This is a genomic window from Myxococcus qinghaiensis, assembly GCF_024198215.1.
Classification (GTDB): Bacteria; Myxococcota; Myxococcia; order Myxococcales; family Myxococcaceae; genus Myxococcus; species Myxococcus qinghaiensis.
In genome coordinates this window covers 136,268-155,073 of the sequence record NZ_JAKCFA010000016.1, presented here as the reverse complement: position 1 = coordinate 155,073, position 18,806 = coordinate 136,268, and the positions used below count along the sequence as shown (strand labels likewise).

Genomic DNA, 18,806 nt, shown 5'->3' with positions numbered 1-18,806 from the left:
AAGGACTCCCATGCATTGGAACTCCCGCCCCCTCCTCGCCGCGGTCCTGTCCCTGCTGGCCCTGCCTGCCTGGGCGCAGGTGACGAACGTCGCGCTCGGAAAGCCCTCCTCGGCGTCTTCTGTGCACGCCAACGGCTATCCCACGCAGTACGGACACGCGAAGGCGTTCAACGGCCTCCTCACCACCGAGGACCGGTGGGCCTCCGCCGCGGCGCCCGGGGCGACGACTCCCGAGTGGCTGGAGGTGGACCTGCAGGAAGTGCATCGCGTCGACAGCCTCACGCTGCACTCCGGTCGCGACACCGCCGTGGGACAGCAGATGCTCGACTTCGACATCCAGCACCGGCTCACCGCCACGGACAGCTTCCAGACCTTCACCGGTGCCTCCATCACCAGCAACACCCTTCCCACCTGGACGCTGACGCTCGCCCAGCCCGTGCAGACGCGCTACGTGCGCCTGCAGTGCAAGCGCGCGTCGGCTGACGGCCTGTGCCGGGTGCGGGAGCTGGAGGTGCGAGGTGTCAGCCTCGCCAACCAGCCGCCCACCGCGTTCGCGGGCCATGACAATGCCGTCGTCCTGCCTACCAATTCCATCCAGCTCACGGGAACGGCGAGTGACCCGGACGGCACCGTCACCAGCATCCTCTGGCAGCAGGCCTTCGGCCCCACGCCGGCCACGCTGACGGGAGTGACGACGCGGACCTTGAGCGTCAGCGGCCTGACGGCGGGCACGTACATCTTCCGCATCACCGTCACTGACAACAACGGCGCCACCGCGTCCGACACCGCGAGCATCACCGTGCATCCGAGCACCGCGCCGGTGGACCCGCGCGCGGGGAAGATTCACGTCTGGCCTCGCGGCGGCCGCTATGACACCGCCGTCTTCCTCCCGATTGAGTACGGCGCGATTCCGGGGAAGAAGTATCCCCTGGTCGTCTCGCTGCACGGCCGGGGCGGCAGCACGCTCAGCGCGGACCACACCCAGGTGCTCGGCAACCCGGAGGGCTTCATCCGCCAGCTCATCCCCGGCAAGCCCCTGGTCAACACCTACCCCGCCGTCGTCATCGCGCCCCACGCTCCCAACATCGGCGCGCCGTATGACAGCTACTGGCACGTGGACCTCACCCACACGCTGGTGCAGCAGGCCATCAGCCTCTACAACATCGACCCGGACCGCGTGACGATGACGGGCCTGTCCTGGGGCGGCGCGGCGGTGAACGACCAGTTCGTGAAGTACCGGAGCACCTACGCGGGCGGCATGCCGCTGGCCTACACCACACCCAGCCCCAACCCCATCTGCCTCCTGGAGGACTTCCCCCTCTGGGCCGCGGGCAACTCGGGCGACGGGGTGTTCAACGCCTGGCGGTGGACCAACCCCACCAACGGCCTGGTGATGCAGGTCCAGGCGTGCCCTGGCTACACCGGCGAGCTCCAGGTCACGGTGATGCCTGGGAGCGCGCACAGCGGCTGGGATGAGTTCTGGAGCCGGCCCGACGCCCAGACCTGGCTCGTGAGCCAGGTGCGCCAGACGCCCTGATGTCGTCTGGATTCGCTGCGACGGCGCCGGCCAGGGCCGTGGCGGCATCGACTGGTAGCAGGTGACACGCGGGTGTCCCCGGACGAAGCCAGCTCCGGGGACACCTGGCTTCAACACCTACTGGCGCAGGACGCGCTTGAGCCTGAAGGGCGAGGGGCTCTCGCTCATCGTGTAATAGCTCGCGCCGCTCGGGTCGTACTCAATCGCCTCGCCCTGTCCTTCCACGGTGTCCGTCAGCGTGACGGGCGCCGCGGCGAAGGCCGTCTCGAAGGCCGCTCCCGGCGCCGCGCGGAACTCATAGACCGTCTTGTACGTGCGCAGGATGAAGCGGTTGGAGCACGGGTGGATGCTCGCGGACGTGGTGTAGGACCAGTTCGGCTGGTCCGGAACCACGGGCAGCTGGAGGTTGGACACGAAGATGAGCGTGGACTGGACGCCCGGCGCCGGCAGCGGATTGGGCATCTTGTACACCTTGCTCAAGCCCGAGCCGGACTTGGTGATGATGTAGATGTCGGCGGTGGCCGGGTGCACCATGATGGCCTCGGCGTCCTTGCCGCCATCCGGGTACACGAAGGGGAAGCGCTCCGACGTCAAATCCCCGCTCGTCTGGCCCGCGCCGATGTTCGGCTCGGGGATGCGGTAGACGTAGAACGTATTCGGAGGGATGGGCAGGCTCGCGCTCGAGCGGCCAATGTCACCCATGTAGATGCAGGAGCCGGTGGGGCACGGCCCGGTGGCCACGTCCTCCCAGTCCTGCGGCGTCACGCCCGCCACCTTGAAGGAGCCCAGCGTCGCCGCGTTGGCGGTGCTGATGGCGACGATGTCGTTGACGTCCTCGTTGTGGACGTAGATGGCGCCCGGGGTGACGCGGCTGGCGGCCAGGCCCGAGGGCTCGACGATGAACGGCGCCGACACGGTGCCCATCAGCGTCCACGTCGAGGCGAAGGTGTCACCCACGGTGCACGTGGGCGCGTCCGCGGCCCGGAGCGCCACCGCCTGCGCGGTGTTGGTGTTGGGCAGCGTCGACAGGCCGTTGAACGCGGGCTGCGCGCCCGCCGCCCCCAGCTCCTTCCACGCCATGTCGAAGAGGATGCCCCGGTCCGACGACTGGAGGCAGGCCTCGAAGGCCTCGGTGAACCCCGTGGGAGGCGTCAGCGGATTGGTGGGGCACGTGGCGCCCGCCCACAGCTGCGTGCCGAACCACACCGCCAACCCGTTGGCCGAGGTCGTGGTGATGGCCGGGCTGTCCATGGTCGCCAGGTTGCCGTTCTTCTGGCCGCTGTGCGCGTCGATGGGGTTGGTGGGGTTCGCGCCGGAGAACGCGGAGATGCTGCCGGCGAGGTAGTACGAAGCGTCGAAGGTGAACGCGTAGCTCGCCGGCTCCGAGGCCCCGGCGACCTTGTAGAAGACCCACGCCTTGATTTGGGACGCGCTCTGGTCCGAGCGCAGGAACGTCCAGCCCGCCGGAGGCGTCGCCACCGCCGCCACGTTGTTGCGGTTGCTGAGGCGCGCCAGCAGCACGTCACCGGCGACGGTGCCGGCCGGCTTGTTGAGGGTCAGCGATGTGGCGCCCTTCACCCACGCCGTCGTGCTCGCCCGGTGGCTCACCGTGGACACCGACTGCCGGGCCTCGCCCACCACCGCGGGCGCCGCCTCCGAGCCGCTCGCCGGGGACTCGGACTCCAGCGGACCGCAGCCCCCCAGCGCCAGCAATGAGACGGATACAATCCAACGTGAAACACCCTGATTGAAGACCTTCAATGTCATTCCAATCTCCCGATGAGCTGCTCGGCGAGACCTCTCGCCCTTGAGCGCTGCTATCTCAGGAAATGGGAAAAGAAGGGAGAGACAGGTTGAGAAAACAGACGGCTCAACACCACATGTCAGCCATTGCTGAAAACTTCCATGACAACCACCCGAGCGGAGGTGCGTGATTCCGCCCGGGTGGTTCAAGGCACGCTACGGCGCGACGTCGAGGAGGCCCACGCCGCGCTGGGACCACTCGGTGCCGGGCGCGGTGCGCAGGTCATCCACGGGCAGGGGCAGGCGCTCCCACTGCGCGGTGTTGTCCGGCGGAGGCTTGTTGGTGTTCTGGGCCTTCGCCCGGTAGAGCTGCCCGTCGTGCATCACCAGGGCGCCCGCCGCGTATGTCATCTCCGGTGAGTTGGGGGCCAGGGTGGCCCTGGCCGTCCACCGCTCCAGCTGGCGCGTCGGGGTGCCGGCGGGCAGGCCCGTGTTGACGAACGTGAGCGCGGTGACGGCGCCATTCACGTTGCCGGTGGCAATCACCGAGCCCACCGTGCCGCTGCCACCCGTCAGGCCGGAGATGAGCCTGCGGCTGCCCTCCCATCGGTTCTCCTTGAGGGTGATGGGCGCGGTAATCGTCCCCGCCTTGCTGAGCACGACGCCCGGGTCCGTGGCCGTCGGGTAGACGCTCTGGTAGCCGAAGTCGAGTCCCCGGAAGGCGTTGCGCTCCCAGTTGAACTTCGCGCCCGCGCCCGACGTGCCGCCGAACCAGATGCCCAGCGACAGCGTGTCGGCGAAGTAGTTGTCGGTGAACTCCACGTTGAGCGGAAGGTCCCCGGTCTCCGCCCGCGCGAAGAAGTTCAGCAGCGCGCCCGCGCCGCCGAGGAAGACGTTGTGGTGGAAGCGGATGGTGCCGCCGCGCACCTGCGCCTGGGAGTTGTTGTCCTGGTACATGGAGAAGGCCGCGCGCCAGTCGATGGCGCCGTAGGCGAAGACGTTGTGGTGGACCTCCGTGCCGTCGCCCAGGTTCTGAACCTGGAGGGACTCCGTGCCCGTGCGCACCAGCCGGTTGTTGTAGACCTTCAGGTTGGAGCCCAGCGGCGTGGGCGCGCCCTGCGTGGAGCCGAAGTAGATGGCCTCGCTGGCGGTGTCGTGGATGTAGAGGTCGTGCAGCTTGATGTCGTTGATGGGTGACACCGTGCCGTCGCCGTTGGGGGAGCGGGTGATGCGCAGGCCCGCGAAGCCCGCGCGGGTGATTTCCAGGTACTCCACTTCGAAGCTGTGCGCGCCGCCGATGCCCAGCCCCATGTGGCCTCCGTTCAGGAAGATGTCGTCACTGAGGATGCCGTAGCGCTCTCGCGACGTCGCATACGCGCCGCAGCGGTGGCCCGGGAAGTCCGCGTGGCCGGTGCCGGAGTCCGCGTCATACCGGCCGGTGAGCACCCAGTTGGAGCCCCCGCCCATGGACCAGATGTAGCCCTGGGTGCTGCCCGGGTTGGGGCGGATGACCACCTGGCCGCCCGTGTTGGTGATGACCAGCGGGCGGCTCGCCGGGCGGTTGGGCAGGTTGCCCAGGTTGATGAGCGTGTATCTCCCCGCGGGGATGTAGAGCCGGTCCAACGTGCTCCAGTTGGTGGACGGGTAGCGCGCCTGCACATCCGGGATGTACATCTCCCCGTTCGCGCTGGGCCCGGGCAGCGTGAGCGTGTTGCCGGGCGCGCCGAAGCGGCCGAAGGGCTCGCACGCGGCCAGGGCGCCACCGTCCGTGGGCCCCGTCCCGCCGTCCGGCCCCTGCGTCGCGCCGCCGTCGCCGCCCGCGTCCGACGGCGATTGCGTGCCACCATCTCCCGAGCCCGCGTCCGTCTGGCTTTCGTCAGGCCCATCGTCCTCGGGTGAGTCACCCGAGCACGCCGAGGCGAAACAAGCGATGAGGCACAGGACGGAGAGGCTCCGAATCATGGTGCGGCTCCTGAGGGGAAGGAGCCCTGAAGCCTAGCGCGATTTCCGCGAGCGCTCCGCGCGTCTCGCGCGCGGCGCCCCGGGTCGCCTCTTGTCACACAGTAACATCTTCAACGAAATAGCGGGCTTGGCCTCAGGCCACCTTGCCCACGATGATGGAGTACGGGCTGTGGGTGGGGATGATGCGGTCCAGCTTGAAGCCGCCCTCGGCGAACAGGGCGTCGTACTGGACCTGCGTGCGCTCGCGTCCACCCGCCAGGGACAGCATGACCAGGTCCATCACCAGGGCGGGGTGGAGCTCGGGGCCCTCGGGCAGCATCATCTCCAGCACCAGCAGCTCCGCGTGGGCCGGGGCCACCTGGCGAATCTGGCGGAGGATGGAGATGGCCTGCGGGTCCGCCCAGTCATGGAGGATGTTGCTGACGATGTACGCGTCGGCGCGCGGCAGCGGCCCCACGAAGAAGTCCCCCGCCTGCTTCTTCATGCGCGGATGCGGAAGGGAGTTCTCCACGACATGCGGCTGGTCGAACAGCGTGCCCTGGGAGCGAGGCGTGGCGTCGAGCACCGCCGACAGGATGTGGCCCCGACCTCCGGCGATGTCGGCGATGTGCTCGTAGCGGTGGAACTCCATCGCCTGGAGCACCGCGGCGATGGCCATGTGCGACTTGCCTGTCATCGCCGCATCGAAGACGCGCGCATCCTCCGGATGGGCCTGGAGGTATGGCCAGAGTCCCCCCGGTGTCACGGAGTCACAAGCCGTCTGGCCCGTCCGCGCGGACACGCCCAGCGCCCCGGCCGAGCGCCAGTTGATGTCGTCCCCGAACATCATCACCAGCGACCTCAGCGATTGCGGGTGATTGCTCTTCAGATGCTCGGAGTAGTCGTTGTGGGCCCAGCCGCCCCCCCGCCGCTCGAACACGCCATGCGCCGACAAGAGCCGCAGCATCCGGTGGAGCGAGTCGGCGTGCGCCCCCGTGGCCCGCGCCAGCTCCTCGCTGCTCATGGGTGTATTGCCCAGGACATCCGCCACCCCCAACTGAGCGACGAGGTGCAGACAGCGGGGGGCGAAGTATCCGGTGCTGAGATTGAAGATGAACGCCGGGGCTGGAAGCTGTTGCATGCGCGCTCCTGGTCAGCAGGGCTTGAATTGCCTGCAAAGTGAAATTCTACCTGCACCCGGGAACGAACCAACCAGACCCCGCATACCGCCTTGATTCCAAATGAACACAAATGCTGTACCCGCACGGCGCAAATCCTGACGCGGTCTGCCATGGCCTGACGGCTGGGGTTGGGGACCTCGCCCTGGAGGGCATGACCCGGGAGGGCTGGGTGGCGGAGGACGACACCCCCTGCCCTGACGGCTGTGCAGCGACAGGACTGGCGACCCGGACGGTAGGGATTGGAGCGCGCGGTCCGGGCTCAGGCGGGAAAGAGCAGGCGCGAGGACTGCTTCACCCACGCGCGTCGCGTCTCCAGCGACCTGAAGTCCAGGAGGATGAGCTGGTCGAACACGCGCGGCATCATCGACAGCAGGGACACGGAGGACCAGATTTGCGCGAGGGCCAGCCGGCGCCGCTCCTCCGTCAGGTGCGTGGTGTCCGGGGCGAGCTTGCCCGACAGCGTCGCCAGGAACGCGTTGAGCTCCCGGATGGCCGCGCCGTCGTAGCGCTGATGCACGAGCGCGTCGTGCAGGTGCGCATGCGCGATGCGCGGGTAGCGCCCCACGTTGCCGATGACGTCCTCCAGCAGCGTCTCGAACGCCTCGCGGATGCCCAGGCCTTCGGCGCGCAGGCGGTCGAAGTCCACCAGCACGTGCCCGAAGGCCTGCTCCAGCGTCGCCTCGAGCGCCTGGGCAATCAGCTTCTCCTTGCTGCGGAAGTAGTAGCTGATGGCCGCGCTGTTCACCTGCGCCTCGCGCGCAATCTCCCGGATGCCCGTGGCGTCCAGGCCATCCCGTTCCAGGCAGATGATGGTCGCTCGGAGGATGCGCTCCCGGGCGTCCTGCTCCTTGGTTCCCATTTCCGCCCGACCCTTGAAACAGCGGGACTCCGGGCTCCGGACCTGACGCCGGAGCTTGAGTCCATGACCGACCGACCCTGGCCGCGACAGTAGCGCACGCGGCCTCGACGGCGCTCGCGGAAGCGCGGCGGTTCGATGGGCTCGACGAGGACCTGTGAGCCGCGCTGTCCGCCGCTTGCGCGAAGGCGCGCCGGAACCTATGAGTGCGGCCTCATGCAGGTCCACGACGCCGTCCTCCCATGACTCTGAGCGAAACGCAGCAGCACATCTGCCATCGAGCAGGGGCCGAGTTCTCGCCCATCCCCGCCGGCACCCGAGTGGCCGTCGCACGCGACCTGCGCTCCGGAGCCATGCCGATACACGGCATGAGGTACAGAACCAAACCGGGAGGCGTGGGCTGGTTCTTCTGGGCCGGACAGGGGGAGCTGAGCACCGATGCGGACTACTTCCTGGCGCTGCACGTCGAGCACCTGGAGGAGTGGTGTCCTCTCGTGCTGCCCTACCTTGCCCTTCCGCCAGGCTGGCGCTTTCTGACGGATGGCCAGGTGGATGACGTGTGGTTTGATCAATCCATCCTGGACAAACCTATCATCTGACTACGCCGGAAGCGCCGCCGGGTGCCGCGCCTCGTGGCGACGCGTGGAGGCCCAGCTCGACAGGCCGACCTCTTCACGGATTTCCCGGCACGCGTCGACGACATGGTCCAGGTCGTCCCGCGACAGCTCGCTGTGGACGGAGAGGCGCACGAGCGAGTGCTTCACCGGCGTCGCGGGGTCGCAGAACACCGAGCCGAAGATGCCCCGCGCCTCCAACGCGTCCTTGAGGCGCAGTGTCTGGACCTCCAGACCGGATTGCAGAGCGAGAATCTGTGCCGCGCCGCCGTCCAGGTCGTAGCCCAGTGCTTCGAGGTGTCCGCGCAGGTACGCGGCATTCGCGTGCAGTCTCTGACGGCGTGCCCCCGCGCTCCGAATTCCCCTCCAGAGAGACATGTGCGCCATCCGGTCGATGTACACAGGCACCTGCTCGTCCGCCAGACACTCCGGCAGGCCCACGTTCGCGCAGTAACCGGACTGACACAGGACGCCTGACTCCGCGCGAAGCAGCGCCGCGAGCCCCCGCTCCAACGTGTGTCGAGGGTGCGCGCCCCGCTGGAACAGGCTCGACATCATCGCCCCCAACCCTTCCTGCTCGACGGCGTCCGCGGCGGCCTGGACAAGGCGGGGGTGCCTTGCCAGGCAGAGATAGTCATTGCCGTTGAGCAGGATGTCCCCTGGCTCCGGAAGTGAGGCCGTCGAGGATGTGTCGCGGAGACTCCCAGCGCTGCATCCGCTTCTCGAAGTCCTGGAGCTTGCGGCGCAGGAAGTCAGGAACTGGAGCGCTGACCTCCTCCGTCACGCGCTGCGCTGGTGCATGGTCTGTCATGGCACCAGGAGGGAGTGCCCACCCCCACGATGTGACCCCGGGAGAGCCCGGCGCATTCAAGAGCATCGAAGCGAGGCCCTGCTCACCGGACCGAGGGTTCGAGACCTGGCCTTGACGTATATATGCACCGATGTGTATATGCACGAACATGCAGACCGATGTCTTCCAGGTGCTCGCCGACCCGACGCGCCGGCTCATCATCCAGACCCTTCGCGAGGGCGAGCAGCAGGTCAGTGATGTCGTCGAGAAGGCCGGCATCCACCAGTCCGGCGTCTCGCGGCATCTGCGCATCCTCTCCGAGTCGGGCTTCGTCTCGATGAGACCGGACGGGCAACGCCGCCTCTACGCCTTGAGGCCGGAGCCCTTCCAGGAGCTCGACGGGTGGCTGACCCAGTACCGGCAGCTGTGGGAGGCGCGACTCGAACGCTTCGAAGCCGCGCTGGAGAAGAAGAAGCAACAACAGACTCGTCGAGTCAAAGACAGGGGTACGCGGGAATGAGCCACGAGAACACGTCACGCGGTAGCGCGAAGGTCGTCATCGAGCGCACGTACCGGGCGAGCATCCAGGATATCTGGGAGCTGTGGACCACGAAGGAGGGCTTTGAGTCGTGGTGGGGGCCGCAGGGCTTTCGCGCCGAGGTTCAAGAGCTCGACGCTCGCGCTGGAGGGGCGCTGCGGTACGAGATGATCGCCGACTCACCGGAGATGATTGCTGCGATGAAGGCGGCGGGTCAGCCGATTTCGCATGCCACCCGCTCCAGCTTCACCGAGGTGGTGCCCCACTCGCGGCTCGTCCTCACGAACGTCATCGACTTCATTCCGGGAGTCGCGACCTATGAGAGCAGGATTGCCGTGGGCTTCTTTCCGAATGGCGACCGCGTTCGGATGGTGGTCACGACGGACGCGATGCACAGCGATGAGTTCACGAAGATGCAGAAGGAAGGCTTCGAGAGCCAGCTCACGAAGCTTGACCAGCGCTTCGGCTGAAGCGCCCGGCTCCCGGCTCGGATGATGGAGCTGAGAGCAGCAGCGCCGCGCAGATGGCGCCGAGCACCAGTTCGGCGACCATCGCAGCGACCAGCTCGGGCGCGGGCGCTCCGTCCAGGGCCAGGCTCAGGATGCGCGACACGCCATAGGACAAGTAGAGCGTCGTCGACACCACCAGCGAGGTGAAGGTCATTCGAGCCCACACCGCGCCGGCCAGAATCAACAGTCCGCAGGCCAGCAACGCCCCGCCCGGAGCGCGCACCTCGCTCAACAGGCTGACCTGGCCGCCCAGGTCGATGCCACTCCACCCATGGAAGACCTTGGGGATGAACAGCAGGGGCGCGCCAATCAGGCTCCCACTGGCGCCCGCCACCACGAGTACCGCCTTCGTCCATTTGCTCCGCATCGCCGCCCTCGCTTGACACCGTGTCAATTGACTCGGCATTGATTATCCGCGACTTTACATCATGTCAAGTGAAGCGCCCGAGACGCGAACCCGCATCCTCAAGGCCGCCCTGCACCTCTTGGAGACCAGCCGGGGTCAGTCGGTGCGGATGAGCGACATCGCGCGGAAGGCCGGGCTCAGCCGGCAGGCCGTCTATCTGCATTTCGGCACGCGAGCGGCCCTGTTGATTGCCACCACGCTCTACCTGGACGAGCTGAAGGACGTGCGAGCGCGCCTTGTCCCCAGTCGCACGGCCCGGAGCGGTGTCGAGCGCCTGGACGCCTATGTCGGAGCGTGGGCGGACTACATCCCGGAGATACGTGGCGTGGCCAAGGCGCTGATGGCCATGAGCGACACCGACGAAGAGGCCGCCGAAGCCTGGCGCAAGCGAATGGAGGACATGCGCGAGGGCTGCGCCGCCGCCATCGAGGCGCTCCGGGCGGATGGCACCCTCTCCCCCGACTACACACCGGGCGAGGCCACTGACCTGCTCTGGACGCTGCTGTCGGTGCGCAACTGGGAGCACCTGACCCTGGAGCGAGGCTATGCGCAGCCGCGCTACAAGGACCTGCTGCTGCGCACCGCGCGGCGACTCTTCGTCCGCGCTCCGCGCTGAGGCCGGGGAGACGAGCACCTTCCCACCACCGGACCGCACGGCGCACCCGGCCTGGCCGTGAGGTGGGACTCGTCCTGACAGCCAGGCACCCCGCCCAGGGAACCTCGAAGGGCGCCCTGGAGCCCTGCTCCACCTGGGACTGAGCACCCACCCCCTCGGGGCTCTTCCCTCCCAGGCTCGCGGTGCTATCAAGCACCGCACCATGCCTGAGTCAGCGCCCGCCCCCCTGTTCGACACCGTGCCCGCGGAGATGGACTTCCCGGCCGAGGAGCGCCGCATCCTCGCCTTCTGGAAGGACCGCCGCATCTTCGAGCGCTCGCTCCAGGCACGCGAAGGCGCCAAGAGCTTCGTCTTCTACGAGGGCCCGCCCACCGCCAACGGCCTGCCCCACAACGGACACGTCCTCACCCGCGTCATCAAGGACCTGTTCCCCCGCTACCAGACGATGCGCGGCCACTACGTCCCCCGCAAGGCCGGCTGGGACACCCACGGCCTGCCCGTGGAAGTCGAAGTGGAGAAGGAGCTGCGCATCCACGGCAAGGCGGAAATCGAACGCTACGGCGTCGAGCCCTTCACCGAGCGCTGCATCGAGTCCGTCTTTCGCTACACCGGCGAGTGGGAGCGCCTCACCGAGCGCATCGGCTTCTGGGTGGACCTCAACGAGGCCTATGTCACCTACCACCGCGGCTTCGTGGAGAGCGTGTGGTGGGCGCTCGCCGAACTGCACAAGAAGGGCCTGCTCTACCAGGGCCATAAAGTCGTGTGGTGGTGGCCCCAGGGCGGCACCGCGCTCAGCTCCGCCGAAGTGGGCCTGGGCTACAAGACGGTGGACGACCCGAGCGTCTACGTCACCTTCCCCCTGCGCGACGCCCCCGACACCTCGCTGCTCGTGTGGACGACCACCCCGTGGACGCTGCCGTCCAACATGTACGCGGCCGTCAACCCCGGCGTGGACTACGTCACCGTGGACGCCGGTGACCGCAAGCTCATCATCGCCGCCGCGCTGCGCGAGGAGCTGGCCAAGAAGCTCAAGAAGGACCTGCCCGTCCTCTCCACCCAGAAGGGCCAGGCCCTGGTGGGCCAGCGCTACCTGCCGCCCTTCGACACGTACTTCGCGCGCGAAGGCGACACGCGGCTGAAGCTGCGCGACGGCGGCGACGACACCCGCGCCTGGCGCGTGCTGGGCGCCGACTTCGTCACGCTCAACACGGGCACCGGCATCGTCCACATCGCCCCCGCCTTCGGCGAGGACGACTACGACGCCTACCGCAAGGACCGCGCGCGCTTCACCCAGCCGGAGGCGATGGAGCTGTTCTGCGCCGTCAAGCCGGACGGCACCTTCTCCGAGGAGTTCCCCCTCGTCGCCGGGCGCTTCGTGAAGGACGCGGACAAGGACATCCAGCGCAACCTCAAGGAGCGCGGACTCCTGCTCGTCACCGAGCAGTACAAGCACGAGTACCCCTTCTGCTGGCGCGCGGATGACGACCCGCTCATCCAGTACGCCCGCCCCGCCTGGTACATCCGCACCACCGCGGTGAAGGACCGCGCCATCGAGAACAACCGCGCCGTCAACTGGGTGCCCGAGCACATCAAGGAAGGCCGCTTCGGCGACTTCCTGGCCAACAACGTGGACTGGGCCCTGTCGCGCGAGCGCTACTGGGGTACCGCGCTGCCGCTCTGGATTCACTCGGAGACGGGCGAAGTCGAGGCCGTGCCTTCACTCCAGGCGCTGCGCGAGAAGCCCGGCAGCAACCTGGCGGCCGTGGAGGCGGAGCTCGCCGCGTTCCTCAAGGGCAAGCCCCACGAGTCCAACGCGAAGCACCTCATCGTCCACAAGCCGTGGATTGACAAGGTGACGTACGAGAAGCCGGGCTCCCCGGGCCGCTTCAACCGCGTGCCCGAAGTCGTGGACGTGTGGTTCGACTCCGGCTGCATGCCCTTCGCGCAGTGGGGCTTCCCGCACGCGCCCGGCTCGCATGAGCTGTTCAACCGCGCCTTCCCCGCCGACTTCATCTCGGAGGCCATCGACCAGACGCGAGGCTGGTTCTACTCGCTGCTCATGGTGAGCACGCTCGTCTTCGACGAGGAGACTCAAGGCCGGCTGGGATTGACGCCCCAGCGCGAGTGGCCGCACCCCTACAAGAGCTGCATCGTGCTGGGCCACGTCTCCGACAAGGAGGGCCGCAAGGAGTCCAAGTCCAAGGGCAACTACACGCCGCCCGAAATCATCCTCGACGAAGTGCGCATGGACTTCGCGGTGCTGTCCGCCACGGAGGCAGGCGCGCCGGCCGAAGCGGGCGTGGCGCTCATCGCGCGTGAGGACCTGGAGGGCCTGGACCTGCAGGAAGGCACCAAGGTGCAGTTGTTCCGTCCGGACCGGCCGGAGGTCTCCGTCACCGCGACGGTGAAGGCGCACAAGAAGCTCAAGCGCCGCGTGGTGCTGCTGGCGCCCGCGGAGCTCCAGGCGCTCGGCGTGGCGCCGTCCGCGAAGGGCGCGGGCGTCATGCCGGTGGAGGTGCCTCGCCTGGCCCCGTCCGAGCGCGTGACGGTGAAGGACCCCGCCGCCAAGGCCCCCGGCGCGGACGCGTTCCGCTGGTTCTTCTACGCGGCGAGCCCCACCTGGTCCAACACGCGCCACTCGCTGGCGAACGTGCGGCTGTCGCAGAAGGACTTCCAGGTCAAGCTGCGCAACGTCTACTCGTTCTTCACCATCTACGCGAACATCGACGGCTTCAATCCCGCGCAGGGCAACCCCGACGCGAGCGAGGCCCCCTGGGAGGCCGTGCGCAAGAGCCAGGGCTGGCGCGAGGTGAAGGCCCGGCCGATGCTGGACCGCTGGATTCTGTCCGAGGTGCAGCTGGCGCTGCGCCACGTGGAGAAGGCGCTGGACACCTATCAGGTGTACGACGCGGCCCAGCGCATGGTGGCCCTGGTGGACGCGCTGTCCAACTGGTACCTGCGCCGCAGCCGTGAGCGCTTCTGGAAGCCCGGCTTCGAGCAGGACAAGCGCGACGCGTACTTCACCCTCTACGAGGCGCTCACCACCATCACCGCCCTGTCCGCGCCCTTCGTCCCGTTCTTCGCCGACGAGATGTGGGGCAACCTGGTGCGCAAGGCCTGGCCCCAGACGCAGCCGGAGAGCGTGCACCTGGCCTCCTTCCCCTGCGTAGATGCCAGCCTCATCGACGAGGAGCTGGCGGTGGACATGGCCGCCCTGCGCGAGCTGGTGTCCCCCGGGCTCAAGGTGCGCACGGACAACAAGCTCAAGGTGCGTCAGCCCCTGGCCCGCGCGGACATCATCCTCGCGCGCAAGGAGATGACGGACCGGCTGGCCGTGTACAAGGATTTGCTCGCCGAGGAGCTGAACGTGCACGAGGTGCGCTTCGTGGAGCCGGGCAGCCCGGACGCGGACGTGGTGCGCTTCCGCGTGCGCCCCAACCTGCGCGCGGTGGGCGGCCGGCTCGGCCCCAAGCTGGCGCCGGTGCGCAAGGCGTTCGACACAGGTGACGGCCGCGCGCTGCACCGGGAGCTGCTCCAGACGGGCCAGGTGGCAATCCAGCTTGGGGGCGAGACGCTGGTGTTCTCCGGTGATGACCTGGAGACGCTGGTGGAGGCCAACCCTGGCTTCGCGGCGGCGGGCACGGGCGCAGGGGTGGTGGTGCTCCACACCGAGCTGACGGAGGCGCTCGTCGACGAGGGCCTCGTGCGCGAGCTGCTGGCGCGGGTGCAGGGCGCTCGCAAGGACCTGGAGCTGGGCTACACGGACCGCATCCGCCTCTGGGTGGACGGTGACGCGCGGGTGAAGCGCGTCACGGAAGAGGGCCGGGAGCTGATTGCCCGGGAGACGCTGGCCACCTCCATCCACGTGGGTCCGGAGGGCCTCACGGGGCAGGAGGAGGAAGTCCAGCTCAATGGCTTGCCCGCGCGCCTGAGGGTGGAGCGAGCCTGAGGTCCCCAACTCCTGCTCATCCGTCCACCGGGTGAGCAGGCATTCCTTTCGAAACCTCGCGCGGCCCCTGTAGTGTGGACGTCTGGATTCAGCGCGAGGTTGAATGGATACCGCCCAGCAGCTCTTGCCTTGCGTGCCGGCCCTGCTGGCACGTCGCGGAGCGCGCCCTGTCGTGGCCCCCGAGTCGGAGTGCTTCGCCTCGGTGGTGCTGCTCGCGGATGTGTCTGGCTTTACCCCCCTGACGGAGCGACTGGCCCAGCAGGGCTCCGCGGGCGCGGAGGAGCTGTCGCGGCTCTTGGAGCGGCTCTTCACGCCCCTGGTGGAGGTCGTCACCGCGCATGGTGGGGACATCCTCCACTTCCCGGGGGACGCGCTGCTCGCGCTGTGGCCGCTGAGGGAAGCGGAGACTTCACTCACCCAGGCGGCGCGTCGCGCGGTGGCGTGTGGCCTGGCGCTGCAGCAGGCCATGCGCATGCCCTTCTTCCGGGAGCACGCGCTGGCCCTCCGGGTGGCGCTGGGCGCTGGCGAGGTGCAGGCCGTCATGGCCGGAGGCGTCCAGGGGCGGTGGCAGGCCCTGGTGCGCGGAGCGCCCTTCACGCAGCTCCGGGAGATGGAACACGCCACCCTTCCCGGAGAGGTGCGTGTCTCTCCTCCGCTCTGGCAGCTGCTGGGCGGAGAGGTGCAGGGGGACGTCGCGCCCTCGGGCCTCGCCCGCATCCTGTCGCTGCGAGCCCCCGAACCCTGGCCCCTGCCCCCGGCCGCGCTCGGCGAGGACGCGGTGGCGGCGCTGCGCCCTTTCGTGTCGCGCGTGCTGCTGGCGGCGCTGGAGGTCCATGACCGGAAGTGGCTCGCCGAGCTGCGCCGGGTGACGGTCCTCTTCCTCCGCCTGGATGGGCTTCCGGAGGGGGCCTCGGAGGCGCTGCTGCCCCGACTGTCGGACGCGGTACGCGCGCTCCAGGAGGCCGTCTACGCGCAGGGAGGCAGCGTCAACCAGCTGCTGGTGGACGACAAGGGCCTCGTCCTCGTCGCGGGCTTCGGCCTGCCCACGTGCGCGCACGAGGACGACGCGACGCGCGCGGTGAAGGCGGCCATCCAGGCGCGGGCCCTGCTCCAGGCGCAGGGACTGAAGGCGTCCGTCGGCATCGCGACGGGGCGGGTGTGCTGTGGCCCGCGGGGCGGCGCGGTCCGCTACGAATACGCGCTGATGGGCAGGACGGTGAACCTGGCCGCGCGGCTGATGCAGGAGGCGCGCGACGACATCCTCCTCGACGAGCCCACCGCCCAGGCCGTGGGCGAGCGGCTGTGGACCGAGCGGCTGCCTCCCGTGAAGGTGAAAGGCGTCGCGGAGCCCGTGCGCCGGTACCGGCCGGGGAGCCTGGACATGGTGCGCGGCCACCGCGGGGTCCATCCCCTGGTGGGACGACCGCGGGAGCGCGCCACCCTCGACTCCTTCCTGGAGCGCCCTACGCGGGGCCTGGGTGGAGTCCTCCTCCTCGAAGGCGAGGCGGGTCTGGGCAAGTCGCGCCTGCTCGCCTACGCAGCGGAGGGGGCGAAGGCGCGGGGGATGCGCGTGCTGTCGGGGAGCGCGGACGCGGCGGAGCACCACACGGTCTACTTCGCCTGGCGCACCCTCTTCACCGCGCTGCTCGGGCTGCCCGAGGGCGCCTCACTCGAAGCCCGTCGCACGGCGGTGAAGGCCCGCCTGCCCGGCAACGCCGCCCTCGCGCCGCTCCTCAACCCTGTCCTCCTGCTGGAGTTGCCGGAGACAGACCGCACGACGCAGCTTCACGACGAGGCGCGCGCGGACACCACGCAGGCGCTCATGATGATGCTGCTCGGGGAGGCGGGCCCCTCGGTGCTGCTGCTGGAGGATGGCCACTGGCTGGACTCCGCGTCATGGGAGCTCCTGCGGCGCCTCTCGCGAGACCTCCCGGACTGGCTGCTCGTGGTGAGCCTGCGCCCGCTGCCGGTGGAGCCGCCCGCGCTGGAGGCGCTGCGCCGGCAGGCGACGACCGAGGGCCTTCGCCTGGGCCCCATGTCGGGGGAGGAGGTCGACGCCCTCGTCTGCGCTCGGCTCGGGGTGACCCGCCTTCAGCCGGAGGTGTCTGCCTTCATCCAGCGCAAGGCGGAGGGGCACCCGTTCTACAGCGAGGAGCTGGCCCACACCTTGAGAGACCACGGCCTGCTCTTCGTCGAGCGAGGCGAGTGCCGCCTCACCCCGGAGGCGGGAGACCTGGAGTCCATGGGATTGCCTTCCACGCTGGAAGGACTCATCACCACCCGCATCGACCGGCTGACACCCGTGCAGCAGCTCACGCTGAAAGCCGCGAGCGTCATCGGTCGCGCCTTCACCAGCGCGCTCCTGCGAGACGTGCACCCCCTGCCGGATGAGCGCATCCAGCTGGGCTCGCACCTGCTCAGCCTTCAGGAGAAGGACCTGGCGCTGCCCCTGGAGAATGCCCCGGAGCGGAGCTACCTCTTCAAGCACGTCATCACCCAGGAGGTGGCCTACAACCTGCTCCTGTTCTCCCAGCGGCGACAGCTCCATGAGGCCGTCGCCCGCTGGTACGAGCAACGTCATGCGACGGAGCTGACGCCCCACCACCCGCGACTGGCGTACCACTGGCTGCGCGCGGGCGTGCACGCCAAGGCCCTGGATGCGCTGGAGCGGTCCGGAGAGCAGGCCATGACGACGCATGCGCCCAGCGAGGCGGTGGCCTTCTTCACGAGGGCGCTGGAGCTGGCCGAGACGAGTCCCGAGCTCGTGCCCTCCTCGCGGCGCGCGCGCTGGGAGCGAAAGCTGGGACGGGCCTTGCGGTGGCTGGGCCGACAGGAGGAAGCCCGGCGACACCTCCTTGAGGCCATGACGCTGATGGGCCACCCGGTGCCCACACGGCCCGCCGTGCGCGCCCTGGAAACGGCGATGGCGGCCCTGCGGCAACTGCTGGGCTGGGTGCCGGGCCTGCGTCGGGTGATGCGCATCGGGACGCGCTTCGAGGAGATGGTGGACCTGACGGAGACGTGCGCGGACCTCTCGCTGCTCGCCGTCCATGCCGCGGATTGGCGCGGCGTCGGCTACTACTCCTTCCAGATGGCCCGCTTCGCGGACAAGTCCGGCTCGGCCAGCCTGCGTGCACGCGCCTACGCCTCGCTGACGGTGGTGCTGGGCGCGATTCCGCTCCACCGGGCGGCCACCGCCTACGGACAGGCGAGCCTGAGGCTCTCGCATCAGGCGAACAACCGACAGGCCGTCGCCCTCTCGCGGCTGTCGCTGTCCATGTACCTGCTGAACGCGGCGCGCTTCCGCGAGTGCGAGGAGTCGCTCACGGAGAGCATCGCGGGCTTCACGCGGCTGGGGAATCAACGACTGGCGGACGAGGCCACCCTCCTGCTGTTTCACGTGTACCTGCTCCAGGGACGACCCGGCGAGGCCATGGAGCACTCCCTGGAGCTGGAGGCGTCGGGCCGCAGGCGGGAGGACCCTCAGACGCTCAAATGGGTCCGAGAGGACAGGGCCATCCTCCTGATGCTCGCGGGGTACCACGAGGCGGCACTGGAGGGACTCCAGGCGAAGTCCCTGAACCCGGAGACGTACCACGACCCCTCCAGCACCGGCCTCATCGCCCTGGCCTTGCTGCGCGCGGGAGATGCCACGAGCGCGCGGGTGCTGGCGGAGCAGCAGACGTCCGCCGTCCTGAACAGCGCGCTGGGCATCACGACGCTGTATTCCTACACCGGACTGGCGGAGACCTTCCTGGAGCTCTGGCGCGAGGCGCGGGCTCGCGGCGACAAGGACGCGGAGCACTTGAGGCAGCACGCCCATCGACTCCGCCGCGCGCTGGAGAAAGGTGCCCGGAGCTGCGCGCTCGGTCTGCCAGCCGCACACCTCTTCCGAGGCAGACTGGCCCTGGCCGAGGGAAGGCCCGGGTCCGCGCGGCGCGGCTTCGAGGCCGCCCTGCGCACCGCGAAGCTGCAGGGCATGCCGTGGGAGGCCTCGGACGCGCACACCCAGCTCGCGAGCCTGGACGCGCCCCGCCGCGACTGGCACCTCGCCGAGGCCGCCCGGCTGCGCCCCGTCCTGTCCATCGCCGAGCCGCGCAGGGAGCGCAGGAGCGCGTGACGTTTC

The 18,806-nt window shown here is 69.0% G+C and carries 13 protein-coding genes; 7 read left to right on the top strand and 6 right to left on the bottom strand.

Going from position 1 to position 18,806, the window contains the following annotated elements:
* Window positions 1-10: 10 nt before the first annotated feature.
* Window positions 11-1,537, top strand: coding sequence for a PKD domain-containing protein (locus tag LZ199_RS28005; RefSeq protein WP_253996832.1), 1,527 nt, complete (start codon window positions 11-13; stop codon window positions 1,535-1,537).
* A gap of 117 nt (window positions 1,538-1,654) precedes the next feature.
* Here the strand turns inward: LZ199_RS28005 and LZ199_RS28000 are convergent, their stop codons facing one another.
* The 4 genes from LZ199_RS28000 to LZ199_RS27985 form a co-directional block, all read right to left on the bottom strand.
* Window positions 1,655-3,304, bottom strand: coding sequence for a cell wall anchor protein (locus LZ199_RS28000; protein ID WP_253996831.1), 1,650 nt, complete (start codon window positions 3,302-3,304; stop codon window positions 1,655-1,657).
* Window positions 3,305-3,496: 192 nt separating this feature from the next.
* The gene (locus LZ199_RS27995) at window positions 3,497-5,242 is read right to left on the bottom strand and encodes a carbohydrate-binding protein (RefSeq protein WP_253996830.1); all 1,746 of its coding nucleotides are present in this window, start codon (window positions 5,240-5,242) and stop codon (window positions 3,497-3,499) included.
* Window positions 5,243-5,375: 133 nt separating this feature from the next.
* On the bottom strand, window positions 5,376-6,362 hold the full coding sequence (locus LZ199_RS27990; RefSeq protein ID WP_253996829.1) for an acetylserotonin O-methyltransferase: 987 nt from the start codon (window positions 6,360-6,362) through the stop codon (window positions 5,376-5,378).
* A 299-nt stretch (window positions 6,363-6,661) separates the two neighbouring features.
* Entirely contained in the window at window positions 6,662-7,261 is a 600-nt protein-coding gene (locus tag LZ199_RS27985; protein ID WP_253996828.1) for a TetR/AcrR family transcriptional regulator, read from the bottom strand.
* A gap of 239 nt (window positions 7,262-7,500) precedes the next feature.
* Here LZ199_RS27985 and LZ199_RS47135 point away from each other — a divergent pair, with 239 nt between their 5' ends.
* Complete coding sequence (locus tag LZ199_RS47135) at window positions 7,501-7,857, top strand: immunity protein Imm33 domain-containing protein (protein ID WP_456094065.1); 357 nt, start codon at window positions 7,501-7,503, stop codon at window positions 7,855-7,857.
* Here the strand turns inward: LZ199_RS47135 and LZ199_RS27975 are convergent, their stop codons facing one another.
* Entirely contained in the window at window positions 7,858-8,523 is a 666-nt protein-coding gene (locus LZ199_RS27975) for a PLP-dependent aminotransferase family protein (protein ID WP_256569497.1), read from the bottom strand. It lies immediately after the preceding gene.
* Between the two features lie 290 nt (window positions 8,524-8,813).
* Here LZ199_RS27975 and LZ199_RS27970 point away from each other — a divergent pair, with 290 nt between their 5' ends.
* Window positions 8,814-9,182 carry an ArsR/SmtB family transcription factor gene (locus LZ199_RS27970; protein ID WP_253996826.1) on the top strand — a complete coding sequence of 123 codons (369 nt, stop codon included), beginning with the start codon at window positions 8,814-8,816 and terminating at the stop codon, window positions 9,180-9,182.
* Window positions 9,179-9,670: an SRPBCC family protein gene (locus LZ199_RS27965; RefSeq protein WP_253996825.1), complete on the top strand. Its 492-nt coding sequence runs from the start codon at window positions 9,179-9,181 to the stop codon at window positions 9,668-9,670. The genes LZ199_RS27970 and LZ199_RS27965 overlap by 4 nt, the downstream gene beginning before the upstream one ends.
* On the opposite strand, the gene LZ199_RS27960 is transcribed toward LZ199_RS27965, so the two are convergent.
* On the bottom strand, window positions 9,642-10,076 hold the full coding sequence (locus LZ199_RS27960) for a DUF4345 domain-containing protein (protein ID WP_253996824.1): 435 nt from the start codon (window positions 10,074-10,076) through the stop codon (window positions 9,642-9,644). The genes LZ199_RS27965 and LZ199_RS27960 overlap by 29 nt on opposite strands.
* A gap of 61 nt (window positions 10,077-10,137) precedes the next feature.
* On the opposite strand from LZ199_RS27960, the gene LZ199_RS27955 reads away from it, so the two are divergent.
* The 3 genes from LZ199_RS27955 to LZ199_RS27945 all read left to right on the top strand — a co-directional run bounded on the left by LZ199_RS27955 (window position 10,138) and on the right by LZ199_RS27945 (window position 18,800).
* Window positions 10,138-10,731 (top strand): TetR/AcrR family transcriptional regulator, encoded by a 594-nt coding sequence (locus LZ199_RS27955; protein WP_253996823.1) that lies wholly within the window; start codon window positions 10,138-10,140, stop codon window positions 10,729-10,731.
* A 202-nt stretch (window positions 10,732-10,933) separates the two neighbouring features.
* Entirely contained in the window at window positions 10,934-14,680 is a 3,747-nt protein-coding gene (gene ileS, locus LZ199_RS27950; RefSeq protein ID WP_253996822.1) for an isoleucine--tRNA ligase, read from the top strand.
* Window positions 14,681-14,783: 103 nt separating this feature from the next.
* Window positions 14,784-18,800 (top strand): AAA family ATPase, encoded by a 4,017-nt coding sequence (locus LZ199_RS27945; RefSeq protein WP_253996821.1) that lies wholly within the window; start codon window positions 14,784-14,786, stop codon window positions 18,798-18,800.
* Window positions 18,801-18,806 lie beyond the last annotated feature (6 nt).